Here is a 21580-nt window from a genome sequence, read left to right as displayed (position 1 = left end):
CCTTAAATTATGAAAGTTGAATTTTTTGGTGTTAGAGGCTCAATGGCTTCAGCAGGAAGTAATACACACATTTTTGGAGGAAATACCTCATGTGTGTACATCGAACAAAATAATGGCAAAGATCTTATTTTAGACTCTGGTACCGGTATTGTAGAACTCGGTACACGTTTACTAGAAACACAAAGTCCTATCAATATTTTGCTAACGCATAACCATTGGGACCATATTCAAGGGTTTCCTTTTTTTAAACCTATTTACCAACCCAACCGCGATATAACTATTACTGTGGGTAACGTTGATGATAAAAAAAGCCAAGATGCCATATTAAAGCAAATGAGTGGTTCGTACTTTCCGGTGTGTTATCAAGATTTACCTGCCAGCATTACGCTTAATACTGATTTATCGTCTCAAAAGCAATTTACACTTAATGGTTTTTTGGTTTCGACTGCTCCACTAAATCACCCTGGTGGTGGTACTGCTTATTGTATTAAAGCAGATGAAAAAAAGGTGGCTTACGTTACCGACAATGAGCTAAATCCGCCAGAAAAAGCAAACACAAGTATTAGCGAATGGGTCAATTTTATTGAAGGCGCTGATTTACTAATTCATGATGCTCAATTTATAGATGCAGACTTGCCTCTTAAACATGGTTGGGGGCATAGCACCATAGATCAGGTTGCTGAGCTTGCGATAAAAGCGAGTATTAAAAATGTGGTTATTATTAGCCACGATCCATCAAGAACCGATGAACAGTTATTAGCTATAGAAAAATATTTACACACGCAGTACGCTCAACAGGTAAAAATAGAGTGCGGCCGAGAAGGACGAGTTTTTGATTTTTAGTCTATCAAGGAGCGTTACTCATTAGTTCCTTAAAACCAATTACTTCAAAGCACTTTTTCATTGGCGCTGTTATTACATTATTAATTGCATCAATAGAGCTATTTTCAACTGGGTCGCTCGCAAAGTTAGTGAACCGCGTAGAAGGTATAATATACGACTCTCGGTTGTTACTAACACTTTCAGAGACGCCTAGGCGTATTGATGAAACCGTTGTAATAATTGATATCGACGAAAGGAGCATGCAAGAACAAGGACGCTTTCCTTGGAGTCGCTCAAAATTAGCTGACCTTGTTACAAAGCTTACTGATGCAGGTGTTATTGTTATTGCATTCGATATATTTTTTTCTGAACAGGAAGAAAACCCTGTTACAAAAATTATGTCTGAAATTCCTGATTTATCAAAAAAGTACACCATCCCCTTTGCTGAAATTACTAAACAAGTCGATGCAGACACAAAACTAGCAAGCGCATTATCTAAAAATGATACTGTTCTTGGTTTTTTATTAATTGATGAACAACTCACTAATCAAAACCTGCCAGCTAAAAGCAGTGTTGTGTGGGCAAATGCGGATCATACTAATTCACAGATAAACCAGTTTCCTGGTGCTATTGTAAATATTCCTCAGTTACAAAATGCGACAACGGGTACCGGTTTTATTAATGCACATAGCGATGAAGATGGTTTTATACGTAAAGCAGCTCTTGTAAATCGAGTTGGCAATAAGCTCTACCCTTCTTTAGCACTTGAAGTTGCTCGACTTTATACCCTTGCTGAAAACATAGAAACTCGTTCCAATATATTAGATGGTATAACGTTATTCGAAGGCATAAAGTTTCAAGATAAGTGGATTCAAACTGATGAATATGGGCAAATATTAATTCCTTACAAAGGGCGTGCACATAGCTTCCCTTATTATTCGGCTACCGATATTTTGACCAAAAAAATTGGTTTAGAGGAATTAGAAGGCACTGTAGCCTTTATTGGCACATCGGCAATTGGACTCGCTGATTTAAGATCAACACCTGTTGGTTTACAGTATCCCGGTGTTGAGGTACATGCCAATATATTTGAAGGGTTAATGCACCCAGAGCTACTTCCCTCTAAACCTAATTGGTCACTGGGAGCAAGCTTACTCATCATTGCATTAACGGGTAGCGTACTGTCGTTTTTTAGCCACGGTAAGAGCGCACGTTTTATTATTATTTTGTCTCTTACAGTCACAAGTGTCGTTATATTTTTAAACGTTTATTTATGGTCAGTGCAAAAAATTAGTTTACCTTTATTAATGCCTCTTTTACTTATCATTATATTAGCGGGTTATTACATCATTGTTGGTTCTATCGCTGAAATGAAGCATAGCCGAAAAATAAAATCTATGTTTGACCAATATATGCCTCCTGAGCGTATAAACCAGATGATACTACAGGGTAAAAGTTTATCTCAAAAAAGTGAGCGAAAAAATATGACGGTGTTGTTTGCCGACATTCGTAGTTTCACTTCAGTATCAGAAAGTATGTCGCCCCATCAGTTAAGTGAATATTTAAACGAATATCTTACGGCTATTACCAAAATCATATTTGATCATAACGGAACTATTGATAAGTACGTAGGCGATATGGTGATGGCATTTTGGAATGCTCCACTAAAAGATGAAAACCACGCTCGCCATGGTGTTGAAGCCGCTATGGGTATGATAAACGGGTTAACGCAAATAAATCAGTTATTTGCAGAAAACAATCAGCCTGCAATAAAAATTGGTATCGGTTTAAGTACTGGCGATATGAATGTAGGTGATATGGGTTCGGTTTACCGTAAAGCCTATACAGTTCTTGGTGATACTGTTAATTTAGGTGCTAGAGTAGAAAGCTTGACCAAATTTTATGGCGTAGCTATTCTTGTTACAGAAGAAACGATGAAGGAATGCCCTCATATTTCATTTCGTTTAATAGATAAAGTGCAAGTTGTCGGAAAAATAACGGCTGTACTGTTGTTTGAGCCTATAAACTTTACAGATAAGCTCGATGAAGAACAGTTAAATGAAGTTAAAAAATCACAGCAGGCCATGACGCTTTTTTATAGTAAAAACTGGCCACAAGCGCTTAGCTTATTTAAAGAACTACACAGCACGACCGTATTTAGCTCTGACGTTTATACCATTTTTATCGAACGTATTAAGGGCACTGATTTGCAAACACTCGCTAAGGATTGGAATGGTGCCTTCAAACATACTAAAAAGTAGTAAACATATGCGACAGCACATTATAGATAAAACAAATCTTCAGCATTTTATCGATATTAGTATTAGGCTAACAACAGAAAAAAACTCGTCTAAGTTACTTGATGAAATACTGCAAGTTGTGATGTCGATAGCAAATTCTGATGCTGGCAGCATTTACTCTATTACCCCAAACAAACAACTCAAGTTTGAAACGGTAATAAATAAGTCATTAAATCTTTATTTAGGTGGCACTTTAGGGAGCCCTGTAGATTTTCCTAATATAGATCTTTTTATTGATGGCAAACCAAACGAAACCGCTATTGTTGCCCACTCTGCAAATTCTGGCGAAGTGATTAACATTCCTGACGTGTATGATGCCCTGCCCTTTGATATGAGCGCAGCTCGCAAAATGGACGCACGCACGGGTTATCGTTCTGAGTCCATGCTAACAATTCCTTTAAAAGATCATGAAGATGACATTATTGGTGTAATCCAGCTTATAAATGTAAAAGATGCGCAAAATAAAAACATTCCTTTTAGTGAAGAGCTTGTCACTCTAATTCGATCTTTTGCCTCTTTAGGCGCTATTTCACTAACTAACTCGACACTAATTAAGGGAATGGAAGATCTTTTTTCGACCTTTGCTGAAACAATTGCGATGGCAATAGATGAAAAATCTCCTCATACCGGTGGCCATTGTAAACGAGTGCCAGCACTCACGTTAATGCTAGCTGATGCCGTACATGATATAAATAAAGGCCCTTTGGCTTCATTTTCGATGAGTGAGGCCGACCGGCATGAACTTGATATAGCAGGCTGGTTACATGACTGTGGGAAAATCGCGACTCCCGATCACATTATGGAAAAGTCGACAAAACTAGAAACTATTTTTGATCGAATAAAATATGTAGATGCTAAATTTGAAATAATTAGCCGAGATTTAAAAATAGCGTATCAGCAAAAAATCATCTGTGCGATGAAGCTGCAAAAACCTATCGAGGTTCAACAATTTGAACGCCTACTTGATACCGAGCTTAAACAGTTGGCATTAGACCGTGCATTATTACAGCGTGTGAATGTAGGGGGCGAGTTTTTAGGTGATGCAGAATTTGAGCACATTGAACGCATTGCAAACAAATACCAACTCGTTATAAATGATATTAATACACCATTGCTCTCAGCTGATGAAGTTGAAAACTTAACAATACGAAGAGGCACGTTAACCGAAGCCGAACGTGAAGTAATGAAACGTCATATGGATGTAACTAAAAATATTTTAGATGCCCTGCCGTTCCCTAAACACTTAAGCAATGTGACTGAATATGCTTTAGGTCATCATGAAAAACTTGACGGTACTGGTTACCCAAGAGGTTTAACCAAAGAGCAAATGTCGGTGCCTGCAAGGTTAATGGCTATTACGGATATTTTTGAAGCGCTATCTGCAGTAGACAGGCCCTACAAAAAAGCAAAACCGGTCAGTGAGTGTTTATTTATTTTAGGGTCAATGGTTGCTAAAAACCATCTTGATGCTGACATTTTTGCTATTTTTATTGAGTCGCAAGTCTATAAAAATTATATCAATGAATATGCTAACCCAGAGCAGCTAGATGAGGTAGATTTTGATAACTTACCCGGTTACACACCTATAAGTTAGCACCTATAAAGCCATGCCTTTATTCAAAATACGCTTATTACAGCCTATACCTATCCAAACAAAAAAATGCCACCTTACGGTGGCATTTACACACGGGGTTATTTCTACTTATAGAAATCCTTTTACTTTTTATTTGTTTTTTTATGTTGTTTTATTAACAAAAAATATGTTCCCAAAGGTAGCATTTAGCGCTTTGGGTAGCAACAGTAAAAGGTAAAGTTCATATATCTGCCATATTAACGTCATAAAAAAGCGCGAAGTAAATTCGCGCTCGTATACTTAACTGCCGTTATATTTTAATACACACGTATTTTTCTTCTAGGTACTCATCCAGCCCTTGATGCCCACCTTCTCGGCCCAAACCAGATTGTTTAACGCCACCGAAAGGCGCTACTGGGTTTGATATAACACCTTCATTTACACCTACCATACCAAATTCAAGCCCTTCACTAATTCGGTAAATTTGCTTAATATTTTGGCTATAAAAATAGGCTGCTAGACCAAATGGTACATCGTTAGCAAGTGCAAGCACTTCACTTTCTTCATCAAAAGGAATAACCGTTAATACTGGACCAAATACTTCTTCGTGGTAAATATCCATGTCAGTAGTTACGTTGTTTACTATTAATGGGTTTTGAAAGCTGCCACCTAAGTCACTATTATCGCCAATCAACGTAGCACCTTTATCGAGTGCGTCTTGTACTAACTGTTGTACTTTCTCTTTGGCTTTAGGGTAAATAAGCGGACCAATATCAACATCGTCTTCAAAACCATTTGCCACTTTTAATGCTGCAACCTTAGGCGTGATTTTTGACAGTACTTTGTCGAGAATATTACGCTGTATAAAGATACGGTTTGCAGCAACACATGCCTGCCCACTATTTCTAAATTTAGCCGCCATTAGCCCTTCTACAGCTTCATCTAAATCTGCATTATCAAAAATGATAAAAGGCGCATTGCCGCCAAGCTCCATCGAGGTGCGTTTAATTGTGTCTGCACATTGAGATAGCAACTGCTTACCTACACCGGTAGAGCCGGTAAATGTAAACTTACGCACGATTTCTGAGTCAGTCAGCATTTTACCTACTGTTTTGGCATCTTGTGAAACCAGTACATTAAATGCACCTTTAACAAAACCAGCTTGATCGGCCAAATAAGCAAGTGCGATAGCACATAGTGGCGTATGTTCAGAAGGTTTAAGTATAAAGCTACAGCCCGCAGCGTAAGCTGGAGCTACTTTACGAGTAACCATAGCAACAGGGAAGTTCCATGGCGTAATACCAGCAACAACACCTACAGGCTGCTTAAAGCTAGTTAAACGATGCGAGTTATCTGTTGGCGGAATTACATCTCCGTAACTACGTTTGGCTTCTTCTGCAAACCATTTGATAAAACCTGCACCGTAGTTAATTTCGCCAAGGGATTCTTTGAGCGGCTTGCCTTGCTCTTTGGTCATTAACTCTGCAAGTGTTTGTTTGTGTTTTATAACTAGCTCATACCAGCGCATTAACGTTTCGCTTCGCTCGGTCGCATTCGTAGTTTTTAACTTAACAAAAGCCCCTTGAGCTGCAGTTATTGCGCTATTTACACCCTGCTCGTCAATATCGCTTACATCAACAATACTTTTTTCGGTCGCGGGATCGTTAACGCTAAAGCGCGTATCAGTTTTATAAAACTCGCCGTTAATAAATGAGTCAGAAAAAATAAGATTACTCAAAATACACCTCCGAAATAGATTTTAGGGATTGGGTTGAACTCGTAGCAGCGGGTTTACCCCGCGTTTATATAATCTGAAAAATACGTGATCATTTTGATGTTCAAGTTTGAGATTAGAAAAATTTAACTTAAAACGTTTGAGATTTAAAACGCGACATAAAGTCGCTGCTACGTGTTTATAAATGCTTTCTTGAAACAAAAAAGCCGCTGTATCAAACAGCGGCTTTTAATATATACATCGTTAAAAACTAGTGCTCTTCATTAACGATATTGAGATTGTACTTAGGTATTTCAACCACTAAGTCTTCATCTCTTATAATTGCTTGGCAACCAAGGCGTGACTCAGGCTCTAAGCCCCATGCTTTATCTAGCATGTCATCTTCTAGCTCATCACTCTCTTGTAGTGAATCAAATCCTTCACGAATCACTAAATGACACGTAGTACATGCACACGACTTTTCGCAGGCATGTGCAATGCTAATGCCATTTTTAAGTGCAGCGTCGAGTACCGTTTGGCCTGTAGGAGCTTCAATTGCAGCGCCGTCAGGACATAATTCAGGATGTGGAAGAAAAACAATTTGTGGCATTCTAATCTCTCTTAAATGTTGTCTACTGACTGCCCTGTAAGGGCCTTTTTAATTGATGCATCCATTCTACGCGATGCAAAGTCGCTACTCGCATTATCGACTTTTTCGATAGCTGCTTTTATTTCGCCAGGCTCTTGTGCATTTTCGCGCACTTTTACCAGTTCTGCAATTTCAGCGCGTAAGTTAGCAAGTTGCATATCGTCAAGTAATGCAGCATCGGCTGCAAGTGATGCATTAAGCGCTTCTATTACACGCAGAGCTTCTACTTGTTGCTCTTTAAGCATACGTGCTTGCATGTCGCCTTTAGCGTTGCTCATTGACTCTTTTAGCATGTCAGCTACTTGGTCGTCAGATAAACCAAACGAAGGCTTAACCTGAATCTCAGCTTGTACACCTGTTGATTTTTCCATAGCTGAAACACTTAATAGGCCATCAGCATCAACTTTAAAGGTTACACGAATATGCGCAGCGCCTGCCGCCATTGGTGGAATACCTTTTAAGCTAAACTTAGCAAGCGAACGACAATCATCAACAAGCTCACGCTCGCCTTGCAGCACATGTAATGACATAGCTGTTTGGCCGTCTTTAAACGTTGTAAATTCTTGCGCGCGTGCTACCGGAATCGTCGTATTGCGCGGAATGATTTTTTCAACCAAACCACCCATAGTTTCAAGACCTAACGATAACGGTAATACATCAAGCAATAACATGTCAGAATCGGGCTTATTGCCAATTAACACGTCAGCTTGAAGCGCAGCACCTAAAGCGACAACACGATCTGGGTCGATTGAAGTTAGCGGCTCTTTATCAAAAAAGCTTTGTACTTGGCTACGTACCAGTGGCATACGGGTTGAACCGCCTACCATAATAACTTGCAGTACTTCGTCGTTTTCTATGCCAGCATCTTTTACAGCACGACGACACGAACGCAGTGTTTTTTTAACGAGAGGCATAGCCATTTCGTCAAACGTTTCGCGTGTTACTTCTACTGTGTATTTTTGATCGTCAAACTCAAGACCCACGTTTACTTTAGCGTATTGGCTTAATGCTTCTTTACAGGCTTTTGCTTTATTGATGAATAAACGTAAAACTGAAGGTGACAACGCTGACACACCAGTTTGCTGCTTAAAGTAATCAACAAGTAGTGAGTCAAAGTCATCGCCGCCGAGGCTTGAGTCGCCGCCAGTTGCCATTACTTCAAACACACCTTGGTGTAATCTAAGTACTGATATATCAAATGTACCACCGCCTAAATCATAAACAGCAATAATACCTTCTTGACCTGAATCTAAACCATAAGCAACCGCTGCTGCTGTTGGCTCATTTAATAAACGTAGTACGTTAATACCAGCAAGTTCTGCGGCATCTTTAGTACTTTGGCGCTGTGCGTCATCAAAGTACGCTGGTACTGTGATTACAGCCCCTAAAATTTCTTGGTTGCCAAAACTTTGCTCAGCTCGTGCTTTTAATGCAGCTAAAATATGGCTTGATGCTTTAATTGGACTGATTTTACCTGCCGCAGTTTCTATTGCTAACGCACCATTGTGCTCACAGAACTCATACGGTAGTTGCCCATAACTTTTCTCTATTTCAGCCTGAGTTTTACCTAAAAAACGCTTAACCGAAATAAGTGTATTAGCAGGGTCTTGCGTTGCTGCTTGTGCAGCCTCTGCGCCAACAGTAATACCGCCTGCTTGATAACGAACAACCGACGGTAACATAGCCGCGCCAAGATCATCAGTTAACGTGCGGGCTTCGCCACTTTGTACTGTTGCAACTAATGAGTTAGTTGTACCAAGATCAATACCAATAGCTAGTTTATGTTCGTGTGGTGCCGCGCTCTGCCCCGGCTCAGCAATTTGCAATAATGCCATAATGCTCTTTAAACTCGTGTTGCTCGCTTTGCAGCAAGTAATTAATCGTCAAATAAACTGTCTTCAATACGCTCTAGTTCGTCACGTAACTTATAAACAAACTTCAGTTTACGAATATTATCTGCGGCAAGTTGATATTGCTGCTCATCGTTACTTGCTAGTTGCTCGGCAAGCTGTGCACTGTACTGCGTGTTTAGTTGCTTAATTTGTTTTTCAAAATTTGCAATGGCGGTATCAGGATCGCGCGACGATGTTAGCTCTTCAAGCTCTTCGCGAAGTTCCATTTGCTGCATTAAAAACATTGGATCTTGCAAGGTTTGCTGCTCTGCACGAATATCAACGCCTAGCTCGCTCAGCATATATTCAGCACGTTTTACTGGGTGCTTTAATGTTTGTAGCGCATCGTTAATTTCGGCGGCGCTTTGCACTGCCATTAACTTATCGCGGCTGCTCGCATTCGCGTGGCGATCTGGATGTACAGTACGCTGTAATTCCAAGTAGTGCTTGTTAACCGTTGCTAAATCAATATTGTAATCAACGGGGACTGCAAATAATTCAAAGTAACGCATAACTTCAACCAATAATATTCAGAAATAACAAAGCCCTACATTAACTGGCAGGGCTTATTTATACTACAAAGATATTTTAAGCTTAAACGGTAAAGCTTTCGCCACAACCACACTCATCTGCTTGATTAGGGTTTCTAAATTTAAACCCTTCATTTAAGCCTTCTTTAGTGTAGTCGAGCTCTGTGCCATCGATGTAAACTAAGCTTTTAGCGTCAACAATTAATGTTACACCTTTAGCCGCAAAAGTTTCATCGTCTTCGTTTAAATCGTCAACAAACTCAAGTACATAAGCAAGACCTGAACAGCCCGTCGTTTTAATGCCAACGCGCAGGCCTAAACCTTTACCGCGGTTTGCTAAAAATGATTGTACGCGGTTTGCTGCCGCATCTGTCAATGTCACTGCCATGAGTTTCTCTTCTTACTTCGCTTGTTTGCTTTTGTAGTCTGCAATTGCTGCTTGAATTGCGTCTTCGGCTAAAATTGAACAGTGAATTTTCACTGGTGGTAATTCAAGCTCTGCACTGATATCAGTGTTTTTAATTGTCGCTGCTTCGTCTAGCGTTTTGCCTTTAACCCACTCTGTTACAAGTGAAGATGAAGCAATTGCGCTACCACAACCGTAGGTTTTGAATTTTGCATCTTCAATAACGCCTTCGGCAGATACTTTAATTTGCAATTTCATTACGTCACCACATGCTGGTGCGCCTACCATACCCGTTGCCACTGACGGATCATTCTTATCTAGAGTACCTACGTTACGTGGGTTTTCTACGTGGTCGATTACTTTATCACTATAAGCCATTATTCTATCCTCATTACCTGCTAGGGTATGTGCTCACACTATTAGTGGTGAGCCCATTCAACTGAATCTAAATCAATACCTTCTTGATGCATCTCCCAAAGTGGAGACATCTCACGTAGGCGACCGATAGAGTTTTTCATTAATTCGACGGTGTAATCAATCTCTTCTTCGGTAGTAAAGCGACCAATACTAAAACGAATTGAGCTATGTGCTAATTCGTCGTTACGGCCAAGTGCACGTAATACATAAGAAGGCTCTAAGCTTGCAGATGTACAGGCTGAACCTGACGATACTGCAATGTCTTTTACTGCCATAAGTAACGACTCACCTTCAACAAAGTTAAAGCTGATGTTTACAATGCCAGGTACTGATTGGTCTTGCGTGCCGTTAAAGTATACTTCGTCCATATCAGCCATAATGCCGTCGATTAAACGATTACGTAAGGCGCTGATGTGTGCGTGATCTTTTTCGAAATCTTGCTTAGCAATTTTAAACGCAGTACCCATACCCACTAATTGGTGAGTAGCTAGTGTACCAGAGCGCATACCGCGTTCATGTCCGCCACCATGCATTTGCGCTTCAAGGCGAGCACGTGGTTTACGACGAACGTAAAGTGCGCCAACACCTTTAGGGCCATACACTTTATGTGCAGAGAACGACATAAAATCAACTTTAAGCTGTTGCACGTCGATTAATACTTTACCCGCGCTTTGCGCTGCATCTACGTGGAACATAATTTTACGTTCGCGACACATTTCGCCAATAGTCGCGATATCTTGAATTACACCTAGCTCGTTATTAACGTGCATGATGCTTACAAGTACTGTGTCGTCACGCATTGTGTCGGCAAGTTTTTGTAAATCAAGTAGGCCGTTTTCTTCAACGTCCATGTAAGTTACTTCAAAACCTTGGCGCTCAAGCTCACGACATGTGTCGATTACTGCTTTATGCTCAGTTTTAGCGGTAATAACGTGCTTACCTTTTTTCTTGTAAAACTGTGCTGCACCTTTAATAGCAAGGTTATTTGATTCTGTTGCACCCGATGTGAAAACAATTTCACGTGGGTCTGCATTAATTAAATCAGCAATATCTGTACGTGCTTGGTCAACAGCTTCTTCTGCTTGCCAACCAAAACGGTGTGAGCGTGACGCAGGATTACCAAACTTACCGTCCATTGTCAGGCATTGCATCATTTCTTTAGCAACACGTTCGTCAACAGGCGTGGTCGCTGCGTAATCTAAATAAATCGGTAACTTCATTTCTCTCTCCGCTGCAGGTCAACCTTAAAGTTGACAGCTTACTTGAATGTTTTCCAACTGCTTAATTGCATTATTAATACTGTTATCTTGGCGCGATGCTATTTCTTTCACATCTGATTTTTCCACCAATTCAGCAAGGGTAATATTATTCAAAAATTCTTCTATGCGTGCGCTTAGGTCTGACCACAAATTATGTGTTAAACAACGCATACCACTCTGACAGCCGGTATCGGCACCTTGGCAACGTGTTGCATCGACCGATTCGTCTACGGCGCTAATAATATCGCCAACAGAGATAACGCTCGCTTCACGCCCTAGTAAATAACCACCACCAGGTCCACGAACAGAACTTACTAGGCCATTTTTACGTAAACGAGCAAATAATTGTTCAAGGTAAGACAAAGAAATTTCTTGTCTTTGTGAAATATCAGCAAGGGCTACAGGACCTACACCTGTGTGTAGTGCAACATCCAGCATAGCTGTAACGGCATATCTGCCTTTTGATGTTAACTTCATAACGCCCCCTGCACAAAAGAGTGCAAATTTTAATTACCAGAGTAAATTAGTCAAGTATTATCACTTGATAAAAATTTGATTTAGAAACTCTTACTTTTAAATTGTAGAGTTAACAAATTTTCAATACTTGACCTCTTTGGTCAAGTATTACAGCCATTGTAATTACCTGAGTAATTTAGTCAAGTATTAGCGCGTTAATTAGTCTAGGTCTTTTATAACTAATAGCTATACCTAAGTTACTTAGGGATAGCCTTATTAATTGAGGTGAGAATACCGCGTAAAATATTCATTTCAGCATCTTCAGGGTGAGCTCGGTTAAACAAACGGCGTAATTTAGTCATAACTAAACCAGGGTGTTGCTTGATGATAAAACCTGTTTTAAACAACGTGTCTTCAAGGTGATCATAAAACAGCTCAGTTTGCTTTGAGCTTGGGTAAACTGCATCGTCTTCTTCAACCTTTTTAGGTTGTTGATTTAAAAATGCCATGCGAGTTTCGTAGCTAAGTGTTTGTACGGCCATAGCTAAATTAAGCGAGCTGTACTCTGGATTAGCAGGAATACATACATGGTAATTACAAAGCTGTAATTCTTCATTAGTTAAACCACTGTTTTCACGACCAAATACTAGCGCTACAGGACCATTTACGGCTTCAGCAACGAGCTTTTCACCACATTCACGTGGTTCAACCATTGGCCACGAAAGCGTACGAGAACGCGCACTTGTGCCAATCGTTAATGTACAGTCAGCGATAGCTTCTTCAACGGTACCTACAATAACTGCATTGCCTAAAACATCAGTTGCGCCTGCAGCTAATGCACTTGCTTGGCTGTCTATTTCGCAAGCAGGATCAACTAAATAAAGTTTTGATAAACCCATGGTTTTCATGGCGCGAGCCGCCGAACCAATATTGCCCGAATGTGACGTGTTAACTAAAACAATGCGAATATCATCTAAGATCATTACTGTGCTACTTTGCTATGCCAAAAAATTGCGCAAATTCTAACATGAAAATGTAATAAGATCCTAGATTCAAAAGGCTAGATCCTATGATCAAACCCAATATAACGATTCTTACATGGGTAAATTCTAGGGATATAACGTCGATTTGTTTTGATGCTTAAACCATTGCCGCCTTTACATAGACATCAAAACGGTTCTTTTTGGTTTTGATCTGCATACTTGGGGTTTTTTCGTTTAAGAATGGAGCGTAATCGGGGCGTTTTACAACAACACGCTTACTGGCAAGTGGGTAGGCAAAATCAAGTAGGTCGTCAGCGTCGTTGTCTGCACCCACAAGCTCTTGGAATACGCGCATTTCTTTTTTAACTAATGCTGATTTTTCGCGATGCGGGAACATGGGATCTAGATAAACAACATCAGGCATGCTTTCGCATTGAGAGAGCAAAGTATGGCTTGAGCCAAATATTAGGCTCATGTTTTCTTTCATCCACAAACCAATTTCAATATCGCTATAGGCTCGCTTTAAACCATCGTATAAAAGTGCAGCTACAACCGGGTGACGTTCATGTAATATAACTTTGCACCCTAGCGAGGCAAGTACAAAACCATCTCGCCCTAAACCAGCGGTAGCATCAAGTACAACAGGCGTTGCGCCTTTATTTAAACCCACCGCTTTGGCAATTGCTTGCCCTTTACCACCGCCAAACTTACGCCTATGGGCGGCAGCACCGGTTACAAAATCAACGTTAATTGCACCTAGTTTAGGCTCGTCGGTTTTAAATAGACTTAACCCTTTATCATCGTAATGTAAGCTAAAGCCACTGCAATTTTGCGCCCATTGGGCTAAACCAAAGCGTGTTTCTAATTCATTTAAATAAGGGCGTAACTCTTTAAAAGCACACTGAATAACCACAATAAACTCCGACGATAAAATACGCCTGTAGTATATCAACCGCTTTACTTTAAAGCACTAAAATAGCTCTATATCACTATGATGATTCGTATTGACCTTTGCGGCTTCCGCTTTAGTACGTAAATTAGATATAAGTTCATTGCGGCTTTCGGCAACTTGTTTAAGCTGATATTTGATAAAGGCTAAATCACTATTAGCCGATACAAATAACTGCATTGTTTGATCCAATTGAGATATATATAAAGTGAGATCCGCAGGATTTGCTTGTGTTTGTTGTAGCTTAATAGCGCAGTCAAGTTCATGTAGCTGCTCTATAAACTCTTTAGTACTTTTGTTTTGCTCTACATTTTGAGTAGTTAACTGCTTAACAATATCTTGAAGGGCTGTACTTATTTGAGCTGCCTGCTCATAACTGCTTTCGCTTCTTTCCATGGTAACAACCTTCTCGTTGGTTACTTCTAATATATGCGGGAACAGATCTTTGTAGCGCCCATACAAAGCATCGTTATCAACTGGCATATTTTTTATCAAAAGGGACACTTTGGGATAATTAATGATAGTGCTGCTACCAATATCAACAAATCGTTGAGCATTTCGATGTTGCTCAAGCAGCTCTTGTTCTAACGGGCAAACACCACTTTGCTGGCTGTAAAAAATACCTTTTCCTTGATACCAAAACACAACCACAACATCTAAATTTAAAGGAGCAAAAAAGGTAAAAAAGTATTCACTCAACGATTGAAAATTATTAGCGTGATAACTTTGTCCAACGTAGCGCATTATACGCCCCATATCACCCGACTCTGTCATTGCTATTTCTGCTGTTTTATTCGCTTTTGCTATATCCAATTTAAGTTTTGCGCATTTTTGCCTATATTCGTAAAGTACCTTTATTCGCGCTATTAACTCTTCTGCATTAAAAGGTTTTGTAATGTAATCGGATGCGCCGACGCTATAACCTTTTACCCGATCGCTTAGCTCTATTTTAGATGAGAGAAACATAACGGGAATATCTTGAGTATTTTGACTTTGCTTTATTGTTTTACATACGTCATAACCTGACATACCTGGCATTTCAATATCGAGTAAAATAATATCTGGGTTGTATTTATTGGTTAGCCTTAATCCTTCATCGCCATCTTTTGCATGAATTATTTTACAAAACCCTGCTAAAGACTCTTCAATTATATGATGAACATACTTGTCGTCATCAATTGCCAATACCAACTTTGCCATGCCTTAGTCCATTTTATTAGGTGTGCTAAAAGCATAGTACGGTAGGATGAAATTACTAAAAATTATTAGATAATAATTTTAAAATAATAAAAAAGCGCCATTAAGGCGCTTTAATTTGGTTTGTGTTAAATATTAATTTTTAAACAGCAATACCGCTATGGCGTAGTAACGCGTCGACATTTGGCTCACGACCACGGAACTTTTTAAATAATTCCATTGGCTCTTCACTGCCGCCTTTTTCTAAAATATTTTGCATGAAGGCTTGCCCTGTTTCAGCGTTAAAAATACCTTCTTCTTCAAATTTAGAAAATGCATCAGCAGAAAGTACTTCAGCCCATTTATACGAGTAGTAACCTGCACTATAACCACCGGCAAAAATATGGCTAAAACCATTTTGAAAACGGTTAAACTCAGGCGGTTTAACGATTGATGTGCGGCTACGCACATCGTTTAGTACTGCTTGAATTTGGCATTGCTCACCCGCTTTGTAATCGTTATGGATTTTAAAATCGAATAACGAAAACTCAATTTGACGTAGCATTTGTACGCCTGAGTTATAGTTTTTAGCAGCAAGTAACTTATCAAGTAACTCTTTAGGTAACGGCTCACCCGTTTCATAATGACCTGAAATAAAGCTCAGGGCCTCTTCGTCATAACACCAGTTTTCTAAAAACTGACTAGGAAGCTCTACCGCATCCCACGCTACACCATTAATGCCAGCCACTGGCGCGGCATCAACCTGTGTAAGCATGTGGTGAATACCATGACCAAACTCATGAAATAAAGTAGTTACTTCGTCATGAGTAAACAGCGCAGGTTTATCGCCAACCGCCTTATTAAAGTTACACACTAAATAAGCCACTGGAGTTTGTAGTTCGCCGTTAGCACGTACTTTACGACCCATACAGTCGTCCATCCACGCGCCGCCACGTTTGTGGTCACGTGCATATAAATCGAGATAAAAACGTCCGCGTAGAGTATTGCTACTATCTACAATTTCAAAAAAGCGTACATCTTTGTGATAAGTATCAAAGTCAGTAACTTCTTTTACGCTAATACCAAATAGGCGATTAACGGTTTCGAATAAGCCGCTAAGCACTTTATTTGCTGGGAAGTAAGGACGTAGTACTTCGTCTGAAATTGCATACTTTTCTTGCTTAAGCTTTTCGCTGTAGTAACCAAAATCCCATGCTTCTAATTCAGAAATACCGTGTTTTTGCTCAGCATACGCTTTTAGCTCGGCCACTTCTTGCTCTGCTTGTGGTTTTGATTTAGCTGCTAGGTCTTCTAAAAATGAGAATACTTGTTCTGGTGTTTCGGCCATTTTAGTTGCCAGTGACTTTTCAGCGTAGCTGTTAAACCCTAGTAACTGTGCAAGTTCATGGCGAAGCGCAAGCTCCTCGCTCATAATATCAGAGTTATCAAACTCACCGGCGTTAGGGCCTTGATCTGATGCGCGCGTAGAAAACGCAGTGTAGGTTTCTCTGCGTAATTCGCGGTTATCTGCGTAAGCCATTATTGGTAAGTATGATGGAAAATCGAGTGTAAATAACCAACCCTCTAATTCTTTACTTTTTGCTGTATCAGCTGCAAGTGCTAAAGCAGATTCTGGCAAGCCTGCTAAGTCACTCTCATCAGTAATATGTTTGTGCCAAGCAAGTGTGGCATCCATTACGTTGTTACCAAATTTTGAGGCAAGCTCTGATAAACGCGCGCTAATTTCGCCGTAGCGTGTTTGCTGCTCTGCCGCCAGAGCAATACCCGATAATTTAAAATCACGCAGCGCATTAGTAATTGTTTTTTGCTGTGCTGTCGTCAGCGTTTTAAATTCGTCGCTGTTATAAAGCGTATTATACGCGTTGTATAAACCTTGGTGCTGACCCACAAATGTTGAATATTCAGATATTAACGGTAAGCACTGCTCGTAAGCTTCGCGTAATTCGTCGTTATTCATTACTGAATTTAAATGCGATACAGGGGAGAACATGCGCGATAATTTATCGTCGGCTTCTTCAAGGGGTAATACTAAGTCATCCCACGTGTACGAGCCTTTAGCTAACACGTCATCAATGGCTTTACGACAAAGCTCGATACCGTCTTTTAGTGCTGGTACTACGTACTCAGGCTTTATTTTTGAAAATGGTGGTAAGCCTTCAAGGCCAATTAATGGGTTGCTCATAAATACTCTCTTTGCGTTAATGCATTACATTTTAAATTGGGTCTAAAAGTAAAAAAACAACTCAACTGCTTTTAAGTTGTGTAATTTTAATAGGGTTGCTCCAGAGCAAAACACAAATAACCTATTAGTGAATCAGCCACTTTATAACGCTCTAACACCGTATCAACTAGGTTATTACTGCATATTTGCTTTTGAGTAAGTGGGCTAATGGCTATAAAGTCTTTTCGTTTGAGCTCATCTATTAAGGGGTGCTCTTTTTCAAAACCTCTTGGTGGGCGTTTTAGCGATTCTCCTGACATTTCAAATATAGATTTAAATTGCTCATCATAAATTGCTTTTTTATAGCTATTTGGGTTTTCATCTATGCAGGTTCTAATTGCGTTAAGCGCCTTTGATTCTGGTCGCCAAATACCAGCACCTACAAAACATTCGTCATTTGCTAAGTGGAAGTAAAAACCCGGGGCGTGTACGTCTTTTCCCATAAAATGGCGAAATTGAATTCCTACATTAATTTTATATGGGGTTTTATCTTTGCTAAAACGCGCGTCTTTATGGATTCTCATTAAACTACCGCCCACTTTTTTATCTGATGCGACAAAATGGCTAGAAACTTCAGCAAGTGGTGTTTGCATTTGCCTAATGAAATCTAAAGCGGGCTCTCTTACGTATTCCTCATACTGTGATTTATGGTCGTTAAACCAGTCTCTATTATTGTTTTGATCAAGCTGGGCAAGAAATTCGAATGTTTTTTTACTAAACATAGGTCACCTAAACACTCTTTATTTTTAAAACTTAATGTTATGCTAATGCGCATAAAACTCAACGCCTAAGGACATAAAATGACACAACACTTTGATTATATTGCAATCGGTGGTGGCAGTGGTGGTATTGCCTCTGCAAATAGAGCGGCAATGCGTGGCGCTAAAGTAGCACTTATAGAAGCAAAACACATGGGCGGCACGTGTGTAAACGTAGGCTGCGTACCTAAAAAAGTAATGTGGCACGGTGCTCAGGTTGCCGAAGCAATTAATTTATATGCCCCAGATTACGGCTTTAATGTTGAAGTTAAAGGCTTTGATTGGAGCAAGTTAGTAGAAAGCCGCGAAGCCTACATAGGCCGAATTCATAAAGGTTACGACAGTGGCCTTGCTAGCAATGGCGTTACTGTAATTAAAGGCTTTGCTAAATTTGTAGATAATAAAACAGTTGAAGTAAACGGCGAGCACTACACAGCCGATCATATATTAATTGCAGTAGGCGGCCGCCCAAGCATTCCGCACATTGAAGGTGCTGAACACGGTATTGATTCAAATGGCTTTTTTGAATTAAAAGAGCAACCTAAACGCGTTGCAGTAATAGGCGCAGGCTACATAGCCGTTGAGCTTGCTGGTGTATTACATGGTTTAGGTACTGAGACACATTTATTTGTACGTAAGCATGCACCACTTCGTAGTTTTGACCCATATATTGTAGATACGCTTGTTGAAGTAATGGCTGCCGAAGGCCCTACTCTTCATACAGAATCTGTACCAAATAAATTGGTAAAAGAAGATGATGGCTCTGTAACACTGCATTTAGATAACGGCAAAACTCATAACGTTGATCAAGTTATTTGGGCCATTGGCCGCGAGCCAACAACCAATGCTATTAACGTTGCAGCAGCGGGCGTAGAAGTAAACAGCAGTGGTTTTGTAAAAGTTGATGAGTATCAAAATACCACAGCTAAAAATGTATACGCGGTTGGCGATATAATCGAAAATGGTATTGAACTTACACCGGTAGCAGTAAAAGCAGGCCGTACTTTATCTGAGCGTTTATTTAATAAAGAACTACCAGATGATTTAAAAATGGATTACAGCCTAGTTCCTACTGTTGTATTTAGTCATCCACCGATTGGTACTATTGGTTTAACTGAGCAAGAAGCTATTTCTCAGTACGGCGAAGAAAACGTTAAAATTTACCAATCTGGTTTTACGGCTATGTACACAGCGGTAACTAAACATCGCCAGCCTTGTAAAATGAAACTTGTATGTGCCGGCCCAGACGAAAAAGTAGTTGGCCTACATGGTATTGGTTTTGCGATTGATGAAATGATTCAAGGTTTTGCCGTTGCCATGAAAATGGGCGCAACTAAAGCTGATTTTGATGCCGTTGTTGCGATTCACCCGACAGGCTCGGAAGAATTTGTAACGATGCGCTAGGCGCTAAACTCTAAGTTCTCAATTATAAAAAGCCCTTACTAAGTAAATAGTAAGGGCTTTTTAATGCTTGTTATATTTTGCACAACAAACCACTTAAAACGTCACATTAAAAACATCCATTCAACATTAAATGAATATCTAAGCTATTATTTTAACAGTAAAAATATTAGACCGATAAAAATATTAAAAGTTTAAATTTTGTTTTGGCTTTAAGGCATTTTTACAATTAGAATCTCGCGCATTTATAGTTTCTCTTGGTTTTTTATGTTTTTACTACGGTCATTTATTTACTTACTGTGTCTAGCGGGTGTTGCTCATTTAATTCAACTTGAAGGCTTTGAATTAAAACAGTATGCACTTTACAGTGAAGAAACTCTTACTGAACATATGCAAGATGTTTTAACTTTTTTAAGCTGTATTTTGTTTTTCTATGCTTCGCGAATTAACTTTCAACTCAAAATACCGGCAGTATTACTTGCTGCGTTATCGGCAATGATGTTTGTAAGAGAGTTTGATACCTACCTCGACTTATACTTTTTTGATGGCGCTTGGCAAAGTATCGTCTATTCAATTTTAGCTGGCGTGTTTGTTTATTTAATAACAAACAGAGGAAGTATTTTTAACTCTTTAAAAGCCTATAGCCTCACTCCTAGTTATGGAATTTGCTTATCAGGCATGGTTACTTTACTCGCATTTTCGCGAATGATGGGCAAAGGCGCATTTTGGCATTCAGTAATGGGCGATGACTACGTACGTGCAGTAAAAAACATTGTTGAAGAGGGTATAGAAACGCTTGGCTATACTCTAATCTTTATTTCAGCCATTGAGCTTGTACTCATATGCCGAAAAAGAATGGCTAAAAATCACAGACATTGCACTGATGAAGTAACTCAATAGCGTTTCTCCATTTTTATTGGTTACTTTTTTTGCACTAAATTTGCTAATTGGTTTAATAAATCAATATACTGAGCCTGTTTTTATCAACTCGCGTTTAATTGGATATTATGACTAAAGATATATTGCTGCATCCGTTTCTTCTTTCAATTGTAATGATCACAATTGCATTTGTACTAAAAGTACTTGTTGATAAGCTGGCTAAAAATCGCGCAGAAAAAAAAGAAAAAGATATTCGTTACATCGCACACAATATTAAGCATTTTATTAATTTTGTAATGATGATATCGCTGCTATTTGTGTGGTCTACCGAAATTCAAAACTTTGCACTTTCTATTGCTGCTTTTGCTGTAGCGATTGTGCTTGCAACGCGTGAGTTTATTCAGTGTGTAATAGGCTTTTTTTACCTCGTAACAACCCGCCCGTTTAGAGTCGGTGATTGGATACAAGTTGGTGATTACTTTGGTGAAGTAGCTGAAACGGATTGGATAAAAACAACCATGCATGAAATTGATATACATACTTATCAATTTTCGAGAAAGACCATATACATACCAAATAATAAGCTGATTACCAGCTCTATTAAAAACTTAAACTTTGTAAAACGCTTTGTTACACATCATTTTATTATTGTCCGAAGAGAGAGCTTTAATCCGTACCCTATTCACGACACATTAACTGAGCAAGCTAAGCTGTATTGCGAAGAGTTTCAAGAAGTAGCAAGCCGTTATAATTCGATGATTGAGCGCAAACTTGATGCAAAAATATCTGGCCCGGAGCCAGTAATTCACTTTGGTACAACTGATTTAGGTGAATTTAAAGCAAGCTTTACCTTGTTTTGTCCTACAGAAAAAGCGCTTGAAATAGAGCACAAATTAACAGAGTGCTTTTTTGCATTATGGTATAAAGAGGCTGAAAAAAATAAAGAGGATGAAGGAGAAGCATAAACCTCGCCTACACAAAGTAAAAATACAAATCGTAGGTGCGAATTTATTTCGCGCTCTATTTCTAAGTCTGTATTTAAAAAGCGAGGTGTAAAACCTCACCTACCCAAAGTAAGAATGCAAATCGTAGGTGCGAATTTATTTCGCGCTCTATTACGTGAGCGTATATTTAAAAAGCGAGGTGTAAAACCTCACCTACAATAAACATCAAG

Annotated in this window: 19 protein-coding genes; 6 read left to right on the top strand and 13 right to left on the bottom strand. The window is 39.4% G+C overall.

Annotation, left to right across the window (positions count from 1 at the left end; all coding sequences use genetic code 11):
- The first annotated feature begins 9 nt into the window (after positions 1-9).
- The 3 genes from I6E82_RS00685 (at position 10) to I6E82_RS00675 (ending at position 4716) form a co-directional block, all read left to right on the top strand.
- On the top strand, positions 10-843 hold the full coding sequence (locus tag I6E82_RS00685) for an MBL fold metallo-hydrolase (RefSeq protein WP_197102579.1): 834 nt from the start codon (positions 10-12) through the stop codon (positions 841-843).
- Positions 844-971: 128 nt separating this feature from the next.
- Complete coding sequence (locus tag I6E82_RS19925) at positions 972-3083, top strand: CHASE2 domain-containing protein (RefSeq protein WP_331459151.1); 2112 nt, start codon at positions 972-974, stop codon at positions 3081-3083.
- Entirely contained in the window at positions 3055-4716 is a 1662-nt protein-coding gene (locus I6E82_RS00675) for an HD domain-containing phosphohydrolase (RefSeq protein WP_101217990.1), read from the top strand. The genes I6E82_RS19925 and I6E82_RS00675 overlap by 29 nt, the downstream gene beginning before the upstream one ends.
- Before the next feature lie 289 nt (positions 4717-5005).
- Here the strand turns inward: I6E82_RS00675 and I6E82_RS00670 are convergent, their stop codons facing one another.
- The 13 genes from I6E82_RS00670 to I6E82_RS00610 form a co-directional block, all read right to left on the bottom strand.
- Positions 5006-6433, bottom strand: a complete 1428-nt coding sequence (locus I6E82_RS00670; protein ID WP_101217989.1) for an NAD-dependent succinate-semialdehyde dehydrogenase — start codon at positions 6431-6433, stop codon at positions 5006-5008.
- Positions 6434-6680: 247 nt separating this feature from the next.
- The gene (gene fdx / locus I6E82_RS00665; protein ID WP_007586379.1) at positions 6681-7019 is read right to left on the bottom strand and encodes an ISC system 2Fe-2S type ferredoxin; all 339 of its coding nucleotides are present in this window, start codon (positions 7017-7019) and stop codon (positions 6681-6683) included.
- Positions 7020-7030: 11 nt separating this feature from the next.
- On the bottom strand, positions 7031-8893 hold the full coding sequence (gene hscA, locus I6E82_RS00660; protein WP_197116360.1) for a Fe-S protein assembly chaperone HscA: 1863 nt from the start codon (positions 8891-8893) through the stop codon (positions 7031-7033).
- A 41-nt stretch (positions 8894-8934) separates the two neighbouring features.
- Positions 8935-9462: a co-chaperone HscB gene (hscB, locus tag I6E82_RS00655; protein ID WP_007586374.1), complete on the bottom strand. Its 528-nt coding sequence runs from the start codon at positions 9460-9462 to the stop codon at positions 8935-8937.
- An 82-nt stretch (positions 9463-9544) separates the two neighbouring features.
- Positions 9545-9868, bottom strand: a complete 324-nt coding sequence (gene iscA / locus I6E82_RS00650) for an iron-sulfur cluster assembly protein IscA (protein WP_007377674.1) — start codon at positions 9866-9868, stop codon at positions 9545-9547.
- A gap of 12 nt (positions 9869-9880) precedes the next feature.
- Positions 9881-10264, bottom strand: a complete 384-nt coding sequence (gene iscU, locus I6E82_RS00645) for a Fe-S cluster assembly scaffold IscU (protein WP_007377675.1) — start codon at positions 10262-10264, stop codon at positions 9881-9883.
- 41 nt (positions 10265-10305) lie between these two features.
- Entirely contained in the window at positions 10306-11523 is a 1218-nt protein-coding gene (locus I6E82_RS00640) for an IscS subfamily cysteine desulfurase (protein ID WP_002958425.1), read from the bottom strand.
- Positions 11524-11547: 24 nt separating this feature from the next.
- A complete protein-coding gene (gene iscR, locus I6E82_RS00635; protein ID WP_007586371.1) occupies positions 11548-12039 on the bottom strand; it encodes a Fe-S cluster assembly transcriptional regulator IscR in 492 nt (163 codons plus the stop codon).
- 236 nt (positions 12040-12275) lie between these two features.
- Positions 12276-13001 carry a tRNA (cytosine(32)/uridine(32)-2'-O)-methyltransferase TrmJ gene (gene trmJ / locus I6E82_RS00630; RefSeq protein WP_024589846.1) on the bottom strand — a complete coding sequence of 242 codons (726 nt, stop codon included), beginning with the start codon at positions 12999-13001 and terminating at the stop codon, positions 12276-12278.
- A gap of 157 nt (positions 13002-13158) precedes the next feature.
- Positions 13159-13914, bottom strand: coding sequence for a class I SAM-dependent methyltransferase (locus tag I6E82_RS00625; protein WP_010554084.1), 756 nt, complete (start codon positions 13912-13914; stop codon positions 13159-13161).
- A gap of 57 nt (positions 13915-13971) precedes the next feature.
- Complete coding sequence (locus I6E82_RS00620; protein ID WP_165735298.1) at positions 13972-15150, bottom strand: response regulator transcription factor; 1179 nt, start codon at positions 15148-15150, stop codon at positions 13972-13974.
- 139 nt (positions 15151-15289) lie between these two features.
- The gene (gene prlC, locus I6E82_RS00615) at positions 15290-17329 is read right to left on the bottom strand and encodes an oligopeptidase A (RefSeq protein WP_197116358.1); all 2040 of its coding nucleotides are present in this window, start codon (positions 17327-17329) and stop codon (positions 15290-15292) included.
- Positions 17330-17415: 86 nt separating this feature from the next.
- Positions 17416-18090, bottom strand: coding sequence for a DUF2461 domain-containing protein (locus I6E82_RS00610; protein ID WP_197116356.1), 675 nt, complete (start codon positions 18088-18090; stop codon positions 17416-17418).
- A gap of 78 nt (positions 18091-18168) precedes the next feature.
- Between I6E82_RS00610 and gorA the strand changes: the two genes are divergently transcribed.
- From gorA to I6E82_RS00595, 3 genes are all read left to right on the top strand, one after another.
- Positions 18169-19530, top strand: coding sequence for a glutathione-disulfide reductase (gene gorA, locus I6E82_RS00605; protein ID WP_197116355.1), 1362 nt, complete (start codon positions 18169-18171; stop codon positions 19528-19530).
- A gap of 264 nt (positions 19531-19794) precedes the next feature.
- The gene (locus I6E82_RS00600; RefSeq protein WP_197116353.1) at positions 19795-20427 is read left to right on the top strand and encodes a hypothetical protein; all 633 of its coding nucleotides are present in this window, start codon (positions 19795-19797) and stop codon (positions 20425-20427) included.
- A 107-nt stretch (positions 20428-20534) separates the two neighbouring features.
- A complete protein-coding gene (locus I6E82_RS00595; protein ID WP_024594472.1) occupies positions 20535-21371 on the top strand; it encodes a mechanosensitive ion channel family protein in 837 nt (278 codons plus the stop codon).
- Positions 21372-21580: the final 209 nt, after the last annotated feature.

The sequence above is a fragment of the Pseudoalteromonas sp. NZS11 genome (genome assembly GCF_015864765.1).
Lineage (GTDB): Bacteria > Pseudomonadota > Gammaproteobacteria > Enterobacterales > Alteromonadaceae > Pseudoalteromonas > Pseudoalteromonas arctica.
Note: the sequence above shows the minus strand (reverse complement) of the source record. Positions and strands in the feature narration are given on the sequence as shown.

What these genes read in the sequence shown, in the direction of transcription:
- I6E82_RS00675 (WP_101217990.1), top strand. Translation starts at nt 3,055, where the DNA reads ATGGTGCCTTCAAACATACTAAAAAGTAGTAAACATATGCGACAGCAC.
- fdx (WP_007586379.1), bottom strand. Translation starts at nt 7,019, where the DNA reads ATGCCACAAATTGTTTTTCTTCCACATCCTGAATTATGTCCTGACGGC.
- iscA (WP_007377674.1), bottom strand. Translation starts at nt 9,868, where the DNA reads ATGGCAGTGACATTGACAGATGCGGCAGCAAACCGCGTACAATCATTT.
- I6E82_RS00600 (WP_197116353.1), top strand. Translation starts at nt 19,795, where the DNA reads ATGTTTTTACTACGGTCATTTATTTACTTACTGTGTCTAGCGGGTGTT.
- gorA (WP_197116355.1), top strand. Translation starts at nt 18,169, where the DNA reads ATGACACAACACTTTGATTATATTGCAATCGGTGGTGGCAGTGGTGGT.
- I6E82_RS00620 (WP_165735298.1), bottom strand. Translation starts at nt 15,150, where the DNA reads ATGGCAAAGTTGGTATTGGCAATTGATGACGACAAGTATGTTCATCAT.
- I6E82_RS00595 (WP_024594472.1), top strand. Translation starts at nt 20,535, where the DNA reads ATGACTAAAGATATATTGCTGCATCCGTTTCTTCTTTCAATTGTAATG.
- hscA (WP_197116360.1), bottom strand. Translation starts at nt 8,893, where the DNA reads ATGGCATTATTGCAAATTGCTGAGCCGGGGCAGAGCGCGGCACCACAC.
- iscU (WP_007377675.1), bottom strand. Translation starts at nt 10,264, where the DNA reads ATGGCTTATAGTGATAAAGTAATCGACCACGTAGAAAACCCACGTAAC.
- I6E82_RS00610 (WP_197116356.1), bottom strand. Translation starts at nt 18,090, where the DNA reads ATGTTTAGTAAAAAAACATTCGAATTTCTTGCCCAGCTTGATCAAAAC.
- prlC (WP_197116358.1), bottom strand. Translation starts at nt 17,329, where the DNA reads ATGAGCAACCCATTAATTGGCCTTGAAGGCTTACCACCATTTTCAAAA.
- hscB (WP_007586374.1), bottom strand. Translation starts at nt 9,462, where the DNA reads ATGCGTTACTTTGAATTATTTGCAGTCCCCGTTGATTACAATATTGAT.
- I6E82_RS00685 (WP_197102579.1), top strand. Translation starts at nt 10, where the DNA reads ATGAAAGTTGAATTTTTTGGTGTTAGAGGCTCAATGGCTTCAGCAGGA.
- I6E82_RS00640 (WP_002958425.1), bottom strand. Translation starts at nt 11,523, where the DNA reads ATGAAGTTACCGATTTATTTAGATTACGCAGCGACCACGCCTGTTGAC.
- trmJ (WP_024589846.1), bottom strand. Translation starts at nt 13,001, where the DNA reads ATGATCTTAGATGATATTCGCATTGTTTTAGTTAACACGTCACATTCG.
- iscR (WP_007586371.1), bottom strand. Translation starts at nt 12,039, where the DNA reads ATGAAGTTAACATCAAAAGGCAGATATGCCGTTACAGCTATGCTGGAT.